Below are 12,325 nucleotides of genomic sequence, written 5' to 3'. Positions count from 1 at the left end.
CGTCAGCGCATCGCGCTGACACCAGGGCTGGGAACGGCTAGGAGACCTTGCCGGAGATCATGGCCTGCTTGACCTCGGCGATCGCCTGCGTGACCTGGATGCCACGGGGGCACGCCTCGGTGCAGTTGAAGGTGGTGCGGCAGCGCCACACACCCTCCTGGTCGTTGAGGATGTCCAGGCGGACCTGCGAGGCGTCGTCGCGGGAGTCGAAGATGAAGCGGTGCGCGTTCACGATCGCCGCCGGGCCGAAGTACTGGCCGTCGGTCCAGAACACGGGGCACGACGAGGTGCACGCGGCGCACAGGATGCACTTCGTGGTGTCGTCGAAGCGGGCGCGCTCGGCGACCGACTGCACGCGCTCCTTGTTCTTCTCCGCGGGCTTGCCGGGCATGAGGAACGGCTGCACCTCGCGGAACGAAGCGAAGAAGGGGTCCATGTCGACGACGAGGTCCTTCTCGAGCGGCAGACCCTTGATCGCCTCGACGTAGATCGGCTTCGAGATGTCGAGGTCCTTGATCAGCGTCTTGCAGGCGAGGCGGTTCCGACCGTTGATCCGCATGGCGTCGGAGCCGCAGATGCCGTGCGCGCAGGAGCGACGGAACGTGAGGGTCCCGTCCTGCTCCCACTTGATCTTGTGGAGCGCGTCCAGGATGCGGTCCGTCGGGAACATCTCGACGTCGAAGTCCTCCCAGCGCGGCTCGGCGTCCACGTCCGGGTCGAACCGACGGATGATCAGGGTGACCGTGAAGGACTGGATCTCCTCCGGGGCCGCGGCCGGCGGGTTCTCGAGCGTTGCAGTGCTCATCGCTAGTACTTCCTCTCCATCGGCTGGTACCGCGTGATGACCACGGGCTTCCAGTCGAGCCGGATGTGGTCGGCCGCGTCGGACGAGTGCGGGTCGCCGGACAGGTACGCCATCGTGTGCTTCATGTAGTTCTCGTCGTCGCGCTTCGGGTAGTCGTCGCGCATGTGACCGCCACGGCTCTCCTGACGGTTGCGAGCGGAGTAGACGACGACCTCGGCGAGGTCGAGCAGGAAGCCCAGCTCGATCGCCTCGAGGAGGTCGGTGTTGAAGCGCTTGCCCTTGTCCTGGACGGCGATGTTCTGGTACCGCTCGCGCAGGTTGTGGATGGTGGCGGTGACGCCCGCGAGGGACTCGTCGGTCCGGAACACCTGGGCGTTGCGGTCCATCTCCTCCTGGAGCTCCTTGCGGATCGTGGAGATCCGCTCGGTGCCGTTGGAGTTCCGCATCTGCTCGATGAGGCCGGAGACGAAGCCGGCGGGGTTCTCGGGCAGCGGCGTGAAGTCGACGCCCTGGACGTACTCGACGGCGTTGTTGCCGGCGCGCTTGCCGAACACGTTGATGTCGAGGAGCGAGTTCGTGCCGAGTCGGTTCGAGCCGTGGACGGACACGCACGCGCACTCGCCGGCCGCGTAGAGGCCGGGGACGACGGTGTCGTTGTCGCTCAAGACCTCGGCCTTGACGTTCGTCGGGATGCCGCCCATGGCGTAGTGCGCCGTCGGCATGACCGGGACGGGCTCCGTCACCGGGTCGACGCCGAGGTAGGTGCGCGCGAACTCGGTGATGTCGGGCAGTTTGGTCTCGAGGACTTCGGCACCGAGGTGGGTGCAGTCGAGGTAGACGTAGTCCTTGTTCGGTCCGGCACCGCGGCCTTCCGCGACCTCCTGGACCATGCAGCGCGCGACGATGTCTCGCGGGGCGAGGTCCTTGATGGTCGGGGCGTACCGCTCCATGAAGCGTTCACCGCTCGCGTTCCTGAGGATCGCACCCTCGCCTCGGGCTCCCTCGGTGAGGAGGATGCCGAGACCGGCGAGGCCGGTGGGGTGGAACTGGAAGAACTCCATGTCCTCGAGGGGGAGACCCTTGCGCCAGATGATCCCGACGCCGTCGCCCGTGAGGGTGTGTGCGTTCGAGGTCGTCTTGTAGATCTTGCCGAAGCCGCCGGTTGCGAAGATGACCGCCTTCGCCTGGAAGACGTGGATCTCGCCGGTGGAGAGCTCGTACGCGACCACGCCGGACGGCTTGTCGACGCCGTCGACGTTCGTCATGATCAGGTCGAGTGCGTAGTACTCGTTGAAGAAGTTGATGCCGAGGCGGACGCAGTTCTGGAACAGCGTCTGCAGGATCATGTGGCCCGTGCGGTCGGCCGCGTAACAGGCGCGGCGGACCGGAGCCTTGCCGTGGTCGCGGGTGTGGCCGCCGAAGCGACGCTGGTCGATCTTGCCCTCGGGGGTGCGGTTGAACGGCAGACCCATGTTCTCGAGGTCGATGACCGCGTCGATGGCCTCCTTCGCGAGGATCTCCGCAGCATCCTGGTCGACGAGGTAGTCGCCGCCCTTGATGGTGTCGAAGGTGTGCCACTCCCAGCTGTCCTCCTCGACGTTCGCGAGCGCAGCGGCCATACCGCCCTGCGCCGCTCCCGTGTGGGACCGCGTCGGGTAGAGCTTGGAGATGACGGCCGTCTTCGCTCCGGGGCCGGCTTCGATCGCGGCGCGCATGCCGGCACCACCGGCACCGACGATCACGATGTCGAACTGGTGGTAGTGGATGCCGTCGATGACGGTGGACTCGGTGGTTTCTGTAGTCACGGTTTCCGTTGCTCGGTCTCGGTTGCTCAGTTGGCGGGGCAGAACGACGCGAGCAGGTCTGCAGGTGCGCCGGCGGGGCACGGGTCGAAGGTGAAGACGACCAGGGTCCCGAGGATGATGAGGATGGTGACGGCGGCGAGGATCGCGACCTTGAGGACACCGCGGATCGTGCGACCCGTGGCGTAGTCGTTGACGATGGTGCGCATGCCGTTGCCGCCGTGGATCAGTGCGAGCCACAGCATGGCGACGTCCCACCACTGCCAGAAGGGGTTCGACAGCTTGCCGCCGACGAACGCGAAGTCGATGGCCTTGATGCCGTCGCCCACCATGAGGTTGACGAACAGGTGGCCGAAGATGAGGACCAGCAGGATCACGCCGGAGACGCGCATGTAGATCCAGCCCCATTTCTCCCAGTTGACGCCCTTGCGGCGCGCGGGACGAGCGGGGGTACGGGGAGCGGCGATCGTCGTCATCAGTGGCCCATCTCGCTGAACACGTTGATCAGGTGGCGCGGCGTGAAGCCCAGCATCGTCACGACCCAGAGACCGATGACGATCCAGAACATGGGCCGCTGGTACTTGGTGCCCTTCGACCAGAAGTCGATGAGGATGATGCGGATGCCGTTGTACGCGTGGTAGGCGATGGCGGCGACGAGCGCGACCTCACCGAGCCCCATGATGGGGTTCTTGTACGTGCCGATGACCGCGTTGTACGCCTCGGGGGAGACCCGCACCAGCGCGGTGTCGAGGACGTGCACGAGGAGGAAGAAGAAGATGGCGACACCGGTGATCCGGTGGAGCACCCACGACCACATGCCCTCACGGCCCCGGTACAGGGTGCCGGCCGGGCGTTTGGATGTCGTGGATTCCAACGGTGACGTTCGCGTGAGACTCGCGGTCACGAGGTCCTCCCTGATAGTCGCTATCTGCGGCAGATCGTTCTGCCGTGCGGGGGTTGTTGCCTGCCGTGCGTCGAATCGGCGCGCTGGACCAAGTGTAGGCGGGGGATGCGCGGTCCCGCCGCTAAGGCTGGCCTAACTGTCTCGACGTCGAGAGAGGCCGGACACCTGCGCGACGACCGGGCGACACCGGGTGTTCACAACCAGTTCCGTCGTTTGAACACCTTGTAGAGGATGACGCTCGTGGTGGCCATGAGCGCGAGCGCCATCGGGTAGCCGAACCACCACGACAGCTCCGGCATGTGGGTGAAGTTCATGCCGTAGATCCCCGCGATGAGACTCGGGCCGAACAGGATGGCGGCCCAGGAGGAGATCTTCTTCACCTCGTCGCCCTGTTTGAGGCTCGCCTCGGTCATCTTCGCCATCTCCTCGTTCTGGCGTTGACCGACGAGGGTACTGTTCACGGTCAGGATGTCGCGCAACAGCTCCCGGTAGGCGTCGATCCGCTGGTTGACGCTCGTGAGGTGGTCGGCGACGTCGCGGAGGCCGCGTTGCAGTTCGTCGGCGACGCCGTACTTCGCGCTGCCCTGCTCGAGCGACAGCATCACGTCGCTGAGCGGGTGCGTCGCCCGCTCGAAGGCGATGACCTCGCGGGAGAGCTGGTAGATGCGGCGGGACACCTGGGATTCGCCGACGAAGACCTGCTCCTCGATCTCGTCGATGTCGTTCGACAGTCCGGCGACGACCGGGCCGTAGCCGTCGACGACGGCGTCGATGATGGCGTACAGGATCGCCTGCGGACCGTAGGCGAGGAGTTCGTGCTCCTGCTCCATCCGCGCCCGCACGTGCGACAGGTCGGGGGACTCGGCGTGCCGGAGGGTGATGACGAAGTTCGGGCCGACGAAGACGTGCAGCTCGCCGAACTCGACGGTCTCGGTCTCGTCGACGTAGTTCGCGGCCCGGAGGACGACGAACAGGACGTCGTCGTACCGCTCGATCTTCGGCCGTTGGTGCGCGGTGATGGCGTCCTCGACGGCGAGCGGGTGGAGACCGAACTCCGCCGCCAGGACGCCGAGCTCACCGGCGTCGGGCCGGTAGAGGCCGATCCATGCGACGCCGTCCGGGGTCTCATGCAGTGCGCGGAAGGTGTCCTCGAGTGAGGTGAGCGTGGAGCTGCGGGAACCGTGGCGGTAGATGCAGGCGTTGACGATGCTGTTGCGCCCGTCGAGGTCCGCTGCGTCCGGCGGGCCGACGGGGGCCGGGGGAGCTTGCTTGCTGCCGAAGGACGGGATCGGGATCCCGAGGACGTTGCGTCCAGCCATGCTCGTACCGTTCTTTCTCGTGCTCGATCTGGCGCTCATCGTAAACCCGTCAGATGACGCTTCCGTGCCGTCGTCTCCAGGCTGGAGCCTGGCGGTACGCTCGGGGGATGACCACGCCCCTCGAACGCTTCTACGCGGTGATCCCGGCCGGCGGCATCGGCAGTCGTCTCTGGCCGCTCTCGCGAGCCGACGCACCCAAGTTCCTGCACGACCTCACCGGCTCAGGTAGCACGCTGCTGCGCGCCACCTGGGACCGCCTCGCGCCGATCGCCGGCGACCAGCGCATCATGGTCGTCACCGGGCGAGCGCACCGCGCGGCCGTCGAACAGCAGCTGCCCGACCTCGCCGACGCCAACGTGGTCCTCGAGAGCGAGCCGCGCGACTCGACCGCCGCGATCGGGCTCGCCGCAGCGATCCTCGTCCGCCGCGAACCCGACGTCATCGTCGGCTCGTTCGCCGCCGACCACGTGATCCGCGGCGACCGCCTGTTCCGTGCCGCGGTCGCGCAGGCCGTCACGGCCGCCGAGGAGCGCTACATCGTCACGATCGGCATCCAGCCCACGGAGCCCGCCATCGGGTTCGGCTACATCAAGAGCGCCCACGACCTCGGCATCCGCGGGGCTGAAGGGGTCATGCTGGTCGACTCCTTCGTCGAGAAGCCCGACCTCGCCACGGCCAAGCGGTACGTCTCGAGCGGCGAGCACCTCTGGAACGCCGGGATGTTCATCTCGCGGGCCGACGTCCTGCTCGAGGAGATCGGTCGGCAGAAGCCCGAACTGCTGGCGGGCCTCCTCGAACTCGCCGCGGTCTGGGACGACGCGGCGGCCCGTGGCCCGGTCGTCGACCGCGTCTGGCCGGCGCTCGAGAAGATCGCGATCGACTACTCCGTGGCGGAGCCCGCCGCGGCCGCCGGTCGCATGGCCGTCGTGCCGGCGCACTTCGACTGGGACGACGTGGGGGACTTCGCCTCGCTCGCCAAGCTCAACTCCGGTGGGCGCAAGTCCGACCTCGCCATCCTCGGCGAGAACGCGCGCGTGCTGTCGGACGCCTCCAGCGGCATCGTCGTCAGCCAGACCGGTCGGGTCATCAGCCTCATCGGCGTGCAGGACATCGTCGTCGTCGACACCCCGGACGCCCTGCTCGTCACCACGAGCGCCAACGCGCAGCGGGTGAAGAGCGTCGTCGACGCCCTCAAGCTGTCCGGTCGCGACGACGTCCTCTGATCGGCGATCGACGGTGACCGCGCTGCGCGAGCTGCTCCTGCAGGCGGGCGCGCGTCTCCAAGCCGCAGGCGTGCGTGACGAGGCCCTGGCGCAGGTCTACACACCCCGCGGACTCCCGCTCGTGAAGCGGGCACCCGCGCTGCGGCCGATCGGCCGGGCGTGGCGCCTCGGGGTCGTCCTGCTCTCGGCCGACGGTCGCCTCTTCACCGCAGCGGAGTCCACTCGGGCCGTGGAGCCGAAGTGGTTCAACCACCGCTCCTCCGAGGTCGAGCACCGTCGGATCGCGCAGCAGGCGGCCCACCGCGGCCCGTTCGCCGAGGGCGACGTCGTGAACTTCGAGGTCGTCGAGCTCGCGCTGGACGAGGCGTCACTCCGGGAGGGTTCGGGTCCGTTGCGACTCGTCGACGACACGGTCATGCTCCGCTGGGCCGGGCACGACCTCGGGCTCACCCCGCTCGACGCTTACCTCGACGACCGGGTCTCACTCCTCATCGGCGAGTGATCCGTTCCGTTCGCCCATGTTCGGGCGAACGGGCCCTCGTTCGCCCGAAGATGGGCGAACGAACCGGGAGATCAGACCGCGGGGCCGAACCACTCCGTGTAGAGCCGCCAGAAGTTGCGGTTGCCGTAGGCGCTGCAGGCGTCGCCAGTGCCCGAGACGTTCGCGAGGGCTGCAGCGTTCGGCTGGTACGGCGTGTAGAGGTAGAGGTTCGCCGTCGCCTGGTTGCGGATGTCGACCTGGGTGCCGCCGCAGGCCGCGTCGGGACTGTACTGGATGTATACCGATCCCAGGTGATACGCCCGCTGGTAGGACTCACCCGGCACGTTGAGCGGGTACAGCGTGTACTGCCGGAACTGCCATGCGGAACGGTAGACCTGGTTCTGGAACCCGAAGTAGTCGGCGTCGCAGCTCGCGCTGAAGTTCGGGCCGGTGTCGGGGCAGCCCCAGCCCATGGCGCGCGCGTATCCGTACTCGCTCGGCCCGGTGATGAGCGACTGCTCCTTCTGCATGAGGACGAGCAGTACCTTGGGGTTGATCCCGCACGCGTGCGCGACCTTCGCGACGATCCGCGCCGCCGACTCGTTCACGGCGCCGCGATAGGCCTCGCAGTGTCCGGGCTCGGCCGCCGGGACGGACTCGGTGCTGGCACGGAAGTCCGCCAGGCACGGCACGCCGTCTTTCGGGGTACAGGTCTGGGAGGCGAAGAACGCCTGGACGTCCGCCTCGCTCATGGCGTTCGCGTCGTAGAAGTTCGCGTCGCTGATGATCTCGCCCGGGTCGAAGTCCGTGCCGCGGACCGTGGGCGGCGCCGGCTGGGCAGGCTTGCCGGGAGCGGGCGTCGCGGGTTTCGTCGGCTTCGGGGTCGCCGTCGAGGGGGTGGTCGGCGAGGGGCTCGGGGTGGGCGTCGGCGTCGTCTGCGTCCGGCTCAGCTGCGAGCTCGCAGCGGCCGCCGGCGTGGTCGGCAGTGCGCCGAGTGCGACGAGCGCACCGATACCGAGCGCGGCGAGCAGCGAGGCCGCGGTCGACCGATGCGCACGGCGACGCCGCGCGGGCGAGGGGACCGACGGAGCACGCATGACGACCAGCCTAATCGGGACCGGTGACGTGCAGGGCTTGCGGCGGCCGACAACCGATGGATAGCCTGAGATCACTGTGAAGAACTGAGCGAATCGACGTCCCGCGCCTGCGGCAGACCATCACGAACGTGATGCGCCCGGCGGGAATCCATCGAGGTACGCCAGACGCTTCCAGGTCCGCCCAGGAGTTCGAGCCCAGCGCTCACTCCTGACGTCTCGGACGACGACCGTACGTGGCGTGCCCCATCTCGAAAGGGGCCTCCATGCGAGCACCCATGACCCATGCGACACCAGTCCACCGCCGCACCACTTCGAGGTTCGGGCGATCCATCGACATCCAGCAGCTCCGCGCCGACGGCGTCACCCGCTCCCACGGCGACCGCGTTGTGTTGCGCGACGTCGACCTCGTCGTGTCGGCCGGGGACCGTCTCGGCCTGATCGGCGAGAACGGCGCTGGGAAGTCCACGCTGCTGCGCATCCTCGCCGGGATCGACGAGCCGGACGACGGCGAGGCCGTCCGCCCGGTGCGCACCGGCATCCTCATGCAGGAACTCGAACTCCCGGGGGACACGACGGTCGGCGAGCTGCTGGAGCAGGCGCTCGGCGAGGTCCGAGCCGTCGAGCAGGAGCTCGAGACATCGGCGGCGGCACTCGGTGAGACGGGTTCCGCCGGTGACGGTTCCGCCGAGCAGCGGTACGCCGCCGCGCTCGATGCGGCGGAACGCGCCGACGTCTGGACAGCGGACGCCCGGTTGGACGCGGTCGTCGACGGCCTCGGCATCGCCGCGATCGAACGGTCGCGACGACTCGGTGAGGTGAGCGGGGGACAGCGATCCCGCTTCGCCCTCGCCGCGCTCCTCGTCGCGAGACCGACCGCATTGCTGCTCGACGAGCCGACCAACCATCTGGACGACGAGGCGGTCGCCTTCCTCCGCGGCCACCTGTCCGAGTGGCCGGGTCCGGTGCTCTTCGCGAGCCACGACCGCGCCTTCCTCGACGAGGTGGCGACGGGACTCGTCGACATCGATCCGTCCCGCCCCGTCCCCGTCGGCGAGGCGTCACCCGTCGTGGAGTTCGGCGGGCCGTTCAGTGAGTACCTCGGCTGGAAGGCCGCGGAACTCGACCGCTGGTCGGCGCGTCATGAAGAGGAGCAGGCCGAACTGCGCCGCCTTGCCTCCGCGGTGCACGACGTCGCCCCGCGGATCAACCACGATCGGGGCATCCGCGACAACAACCGCATGGCCTTCGGCATGCGCGGCGACCGCGTCGAGCAGCAGATCAGTCGGCGGGTGCGGAACGCGCAGCTCCGGCTCGAGGTCCTGGAGCGGGAGCAGGTGCGGCGCCCGCCTCGCCAACTCTCGTTCGCAGGGATCCCGAGCGGCTCGACCGTCCTCGACGAGGGGGAGCAGCTGCTCGACCTCGCCGACGCCCGCGTCGACGGCCGGCTGCACCTCGAACGCCTGCAGCTGGCGCCCCGGTCGCGGGTGCTGGTCACCGGGGCGAACGGTTCGGGGAAGTCGACGCTCCTGGCGGTGCTCGCCGGGTCGCTGCGCCTCGATGCGGGGACGCTCCTCCGGCGGAAGGGGCTCCGCGTGGGGCTCCTCGAGCAGGACGTCGCGTTCCCGGATGCGGACCGATCACCTCGGGAGGCCTACGACCGGACGCTCGGCGAGGCGCGTGCCGCGCGCACCCCGCTCGCGGGTCTCGGGCTCCTGGCGCTTCGCGACCTCGACCGCCCGATCGGCCAGCTCTCCGTCGGGCAGCAGCGCCGTCTGGCCCTGGCGCTGATCATCGCGAGGCCTCCGCACCTGTTCCTCCTGGACGAGCCGACGAACCACCTGTCGCTCGCGCTTGCGACGGAGCTCGAGGACGCCCTCGGCGACTACCCGGGTGCGGTCGTGATCGCGAGCCACGACAGGTGGCTCCGTCGGCGCTGGTCCGGCGACCGGCTTCGACTCGGGTGACGACGTCGGACGGTGGTGGGGACGGCCGTGCGCGGTGGCCCAGCTCATCCGGACGTCGTTGAACCTGCCTGGTCACTCTTCACAAGAACAAGGCGATCTGCTAGCTTTTCGCATGTTAGATGTCACATAAAAAAGATGTGACTGCAACCTCAAAGGAGAGTAGACATGTCGATCATGAAGGGCTCGACCCTTGGAAAGATCACCCTGACGGCGGCGCTCAGCGGTTCGCTGGTCGCCACTTCGATCGGGCCGGCAATGGCCGAGACCGCGGTGGCGCCACCGCAACCCGTGGCGGTGACCGACGAGGTCGCCCACACGAGCGACGCCGATACCCAGGTGGCCTGGCTTCCCATCATCACCGCCGTGATCCTCGCTGGTGGGGCGGCTGATGGGATGGGCAGGCAGGCGGCCATCAAGCTCCACGACGCCGGTCTGTCTCAAGCGGAGTACGAGGGCATCAAGTGGGGCCTGCGGGCTGCAGTCATTGAGCTCCTCACTCCGATCTTCGGCGGGATCTTCATGGTGTCCTTCGAGAACACGTTCTACCGGCTGTGACGGGCGTGCCCGTGAATCAGCTCCGCTTCATGGTGGTCGCAGACGCAATCGTCATCGCCATCTACGCGGCGGCGGCGGGCTTGAACTCGCCGGGGCTTCCTCTCGTCACGATCCTCGTCATGCTCGCGGTGATCGCTCAGATCACCTACGTGATGCGACCTCGACGGCAGAAGGGTGACATGCATCAAGGTGCTCCCAAGCGACCCAAGCCCGGTGGCTCAGGCGTCGGTGGAGTGACGAGGCCATGACACTCGGGTGACGCTCACGGTGACGGGTGGGGGTGTCCACGACTCCTCCGCCCGTCACCGTCAAGCCCGTGCGCGCACGCCCCGACGCCGGGAGGATACGGGCATGAGCCTTTCCATCGGAGCCCCGGTCTGGGGCGTGCAGGACATCGACCGCAGTGTCGCTTTCTGGACCCGGGCGCTCGACTACGTCCTCCGTGGCGAGCCCCAGTCCGACTGGGCCTCGCTCGTCCCACGCGACGGCGACGGCGTGCAACTGTCGCTCATGCTCGTCTCCTCGCGCGCCGAGGACCGGCGGCGGCACCACCTCGACCTCTTCACCGACGACCGCGAAGCCGAGGTCGTGCGACTGCTCGGCTTGGGTGCCGGCTCCGTGGAGTGGGAGTACGAGGAGGACGCCGACTACGTTGTCCTCTCGGATCCCGACGGCAACCTGTTCTGCGTCGTGCAGCGCTGATCTGGTCACGGCACGCGAACACCCGGTGCGCAAAGCGCATCCGGCGAGTGGGTCCGTCCTGCTCACGTGCGCAGCAGCACGGCCCGGCGATGCGCGTCTGCGCATCCGCGTGTTTCCGGCGCATGACGCCGGTGCCACCGTTCTGTAACGCTTCGGTCGCGAAGCCGGGATCGTCCGTCCGGCAGTCGTCGCATTGGGTAACGTAACCCCATACGCCCCGTGACCCGCGGGGCTGCATCTTGGAGGCAACCTTGGCAATCACAACTCGGAAGGCCGCTGCGGGCGCAATCGCCGGCGTCGGTCTCATGGCACTGCTCGCCGGCTGCGCATCGGCACCCAGCACCGGTAGCGGCGACACGACCGGTGCCGCATCCGACTTCCTCCCGTGCATGGTCTCCGACGCCGGTGGCTTCACCGACAAGTCGTTCAACCAGCTCGGCTACGAGGGTCTGACCGAGGCGGCGAAGGAGCTCGGCGTCGAGCCCATCACCGTCCAGTCCGACAAGGCCGACGACTACAAGCCGAACCTGCAGAGCCTGGCGGACCAGGGCTGCTCGCTCATCGTCAGCGTCGGCTTCGCCCTTTCCGCCGACACGATCACCGCTGCGAACGCCAACCCCGACATCGATTACGCGATCATCGACGACCCCGCGGACAACACCGGCGGAAAGGACGACAAGGGGAACGACATCGGCGACGGCGTGACGGATGCTCCGAACATCAAGCCCATCCTCTTCGACACCGTTCAAGCTGCCTTCCTCGCCGGCTACGCCGCCGCCGACTACTCGAAGACCGGCGTCGTCGGCACCTTCGGTGGACAGCCGTACCCGTCCGTCAAGATCTTCATGGACGGCTTCGCCGAGGGCGTCGCCTACTACAACGAGCAGAAGGGCAAGAGCGTCCAGGTCGTCGGTTGGGACGTCGCTGCTCAGACCGGTTCGTTCACCGGTGGCTTCGAGGCCAACGACACCGCCAAGCAGCTCGCCCGCACGCTCATGGACCAGAACGCCGACGTGCTCCTCCCGGTCGGTGGACCGATCTTCCTGAGCGCGATCGCCGAGATCCAGGAGACCGGCAAGGACGTCGCGATGGTCGGTGTCGACGCCGACCTGTACGAGACGAACGCCGAGAACAAGAGCCTGTTCCTCACGTCCATCCTCAAGGGCATGAAGGCCGGCGTCTCCGACACCGTGGCCGAGGCCGGTGCGGGCAAGTTCGACCCGGCCGCGTACATCGGCACCCTCGAGAACGAGGGCGTCGGCCTCGCGCCGTTCCACGACTTCGAGTCCAAGGTCTCCCCGACCCTGGCCGACGAGCTCGACACGATCAAGGCGGGCATCATCGACGGTTCCATCAAGGCGACCTCGGTCTCCTCACCGGTCAAGAAGTAGTCCTCTCCATCCGGGTGCATACCCGGATCTCCGGGGGGAGGCCGCGATCCGCGGCCTCCCCCCGCTTTGTTCGCGGCACGGC

Annotated in this window: 13 protein-coding genes; 7 read left to right on the top strand and 6 right to left on the bottom strand. The window is 68.0% G+C overall.

Annotated features, from left to right (window positions below; translation table 11 throughout):
• Nucleotides 1–37 precede the first annotated feature (37 nt).
• From B9Y95_RS12780 to corA, 5 genes are all read right to left on the bottom strand, one after another.
• Nucleotides 38–805: a succinate dehydrogenase iron-sulfur subunit gene (locus B9Y95_RS12780; RefSeq protein ID WP_064294822.1), complete on the bottom strand. Its 768-nt coding sequence runs from the start codon at nucleotides 803–805 to the stop codon at nucleotides 38–40.
• A 2-nt stretch (nucleotides 806–807) separates the two neighbouring features.
• Nucleotides 808–2,610 (bottom strand): succinate dehydrogenase flavoprotein subunit, encoded by a 1,803-nt coding sequence (gene sdhA, locus B9Y95_RS12775; RefSeq protein WP_085512256.1) that lies wholly within the window; start codon nucleotides 2,608–2,610, stop codon nucleotides 808–810.
• A 26-nt stretch (nucleotides 2,611–2,636) separates the two neighbouring features.
• Nucleotides 2,637–3,083, bottom strand: a complete 447-nt coding sequence (locus B9Y95_RS12770; RefSeq protein ID WP_064294824.1) for a succinate dehydrogenase hydrophobic membrane anchor subunit — start codon at nucleotides 3,081–3,083, stop codon at nucleotides 2,637–2,639.
• A complete protein-coding gene (gene sdhC, locus B9Y95_RS12765) occupies nucleotides 3,083–3,481 on the bottom strand; it encodes a succinate dehydrogenase, cytochrome b556 subunit (RefSeq protein WP_079003985.1) in 399 nt (132 codons plus the stop codon). The genes B9Y95_RS12770 and sdhC overlap by 1 nt, the downstream gene beginning before the upstream one ends.
• 224 nt (nucleotides 3,482–3,705) lie before the next feature.
• Nucleotides 3,706–4,830 (bottom strand): magnesium/cobalt transporter CorA, encoded by a 1,125-nt coding sequence (gene corA, locus B9Y95_RS12760; protein ID WP_085512255.1) that lies wholly within the window; start codon nucleotides 4,828–4,830, stop codon nucleotides 3,706–3,708.
• Nucleotides 4,831–4,937: 107 nt separating this feature from the next.
• Here corA and B9Y95_RS12755 point away from each other — a divergent pair, with 107 nt between their 5' ends.
• Complete coding sequence (locus B9Y95_RS12755) at nucleotides 4,938–6,053, top strand: mannose-1-phosphate guanylyltransferase (RefSeq protein WP_085512254.1); 1,116 nt, start codon at nucleotides 4,938–4,940, stop codon at nucleotides 6,051–6,053.
• A gap of 13 nt (nucleotides 6,054–6,066) precedes the next feature.
• A complete protein-coding gene (locus tag B9Y95_RS12750) occupies nucleotides 6,067–6,555 on the top strand; it encodes a hypothetical protein (protein WP_085512253.1) in 489 nt (162 codons plus the stop codon).
• 71 nt (nucleotides 6,556–6,626) lie between these two features.
• Here B9Y95_RS12750 and B9Y95_RS12745 read toward each other — a convergent pair whose 3' ends face one another.
• A complete protein-coding gene (locus tag B9Y95_RS12745) occupies nucleotides 6,627–7,631 on the bottom strand; it encodes a hypothetical protein (RefSeq protein ID WP_085512252.1) in 1,005 nt (334 codons plus the stop codon).
• A gap of 263 nt (nucleotides 7,632–7,894) precedes the next feature.
• On the opposite strand from B9Y95_RS12745, the gene B9Y95_RS12740 reads away from it, so the two are divergent.
• The 5 genes from B9Y95_RS12740 (at nucleotide 7,895) to B9Y95_RS12720 (ending at nucleotide 12,243) form a co-directional block, all read left to right on the top strand.
• Nucleotides 7,895–9,595 carry an ABC-F family ATP-binding cassette domain-containing protein gene (locus B9Y95_RS12740; RefSeq protein ID WP_234994100.1) on the top strand — a complete coding sequence of 567 codons (1,701 nt, stop codon included), beginning with the start codon at nucleotides 7,895–7,897 and terminating at the stop codon, nucleotides 9,593–9,595.
• A gap of 165 nt (nucleotides 9,596–9,760) precedes the next feature.
• Nucleotides 9,761–10,150, top strand: a complete 390-nt coding sequence (locus tag B9Y95_RS12735; protein WP_085512250.1) for a hypothetical protein — start codon at nucleotides 9,761–9,763, stop codon at nucleotides 10,148–10,150.
• Nucleotides 10,151–10,179: 29 nt separating this feature from the next.
• Nucleotides 10,180–10,398 carry a hypothetical protein gene (locus B9Y95_RS12730; protein WP_143736469.1) on the top strand — a complete coding sequence of 73 codons (219 nt, stop codon included), beginning with the start codon at nucleotides 10,180–10,182 and terminating at the stop codon, nucleotides 10,396–10,398.
• A 103-nt stretch (nucleotides 10,399–10,501) separates the two neighbouring features.
• The gene (locus tag B9Y95_RS12725) at nucleotides 10,502–10,852 is read left to right on the top strand and encodes a VOC family protein (RefSeq protein WP_085512248.1); all 351 of its coding nucleotides are present in this window, start codon (nucleotides 10,502–10,504) and stop codon (nucleotides 10,850–10,852) included.
• A 251-nt stretch (nucleotides 10,853–11,103) separates the two neighbouring features.
• Nucleotides 11,104–12,243, top strand: coding sequence for a BMP family lipoprotein (locus tag B9Y95_RS12720; protein ID WP_085512247.1), 1,140 nt, complete (start codon nucleotides 11,104–11,106; stop codon nucleotides 12,241–12,243).
• The last annotated feature ends 82 nt before the right edge of the window (nucleotides 12,244–12,325 follow it).

This window comes from Plantibacter flavus (genome assembly GCF_900177615.1).
GTDB classification, from domain to species: domain Bacteria; phylum Actinomycetota; class Actinomycetes; order Actinomycetales; family Microbacteriaceae; genus Plantibacter; species Plantibacter flavus.
This window is presented reverse-complemented; position numbering and strand designations above follow the sequence as displayed.

What these genes read in the sequence shown, in the direction of transcription:
- B9Y95_RS12780 (WP_064294822.1), bottom strand. Translation starts at nt 805, where the DNA reads ATGAGCACTGCAACGCTCGAGAACCCGCCGGCCGCGGCCCCGGAGGAG.
- B9Y95_RS12770 (WP_064294824.1), bottom strand. Translation starts at nt 3,083, where the DNA reads ATGACGACGATCGCCGCTCCCCGTACCCCCGCTCGTCCCGCGCGCCGC.
- corA (WP_085512255.1), bottom strand. Translation starts at nt 4,830, where the DNA reads ATGGCTGGACGCAACGTCCTCGGGATCCCGATCCCGTCCTTCGGCAGC.
- B9Y95_RS12755 (WP_085512254.1), top strand. Translation starts at nt 4,938, where the DNA reads ATGACCACGCCCCTCGAACGCTTCTACGCGGTGATCCCGGCCGGCGGC.
- B9Y95_RS12745 (WP_085512252.1), bottom strand. Translation starts at nt 7,631, where the DNA reads ATGCGTGCTCCGTCGGTCCCCTCGCCCGCGCGGCGTCGCCGTGCGCAT.
- B9Y95_RS12740 (WP_234994100.1), top strand. Translation starts at nt 7,895, where the DNA reads ATGCGAGCACCCATGACCCATGCGACACCAGTCCACCGCCGCACCACT.
- B9Y95_RS12735 (WP_085512250.1), top strand. Translation starts at nt 9,761, where the DNA reads ATGTCGATCATGAAGGGCTCGACCCTTGGAAAGATCACCCTGACGGCG.
- B9Y95_RS12730 (WP_143736469.1), top strand. Translation starts at nt 10,180, where the DNA reads ATGGTGGTCGCAGACGCAATCGTCATCGCCATCTACGCGGCGGCGGCG.
- B9Y95_RS12725 (WP_085512248.1), top strand. Translation starts at nt 10,502, where the DNA reads ATGAGCCTTTCCATCGGAGCCCCGGTCTGGGGCGTGCAGGACATCGAC.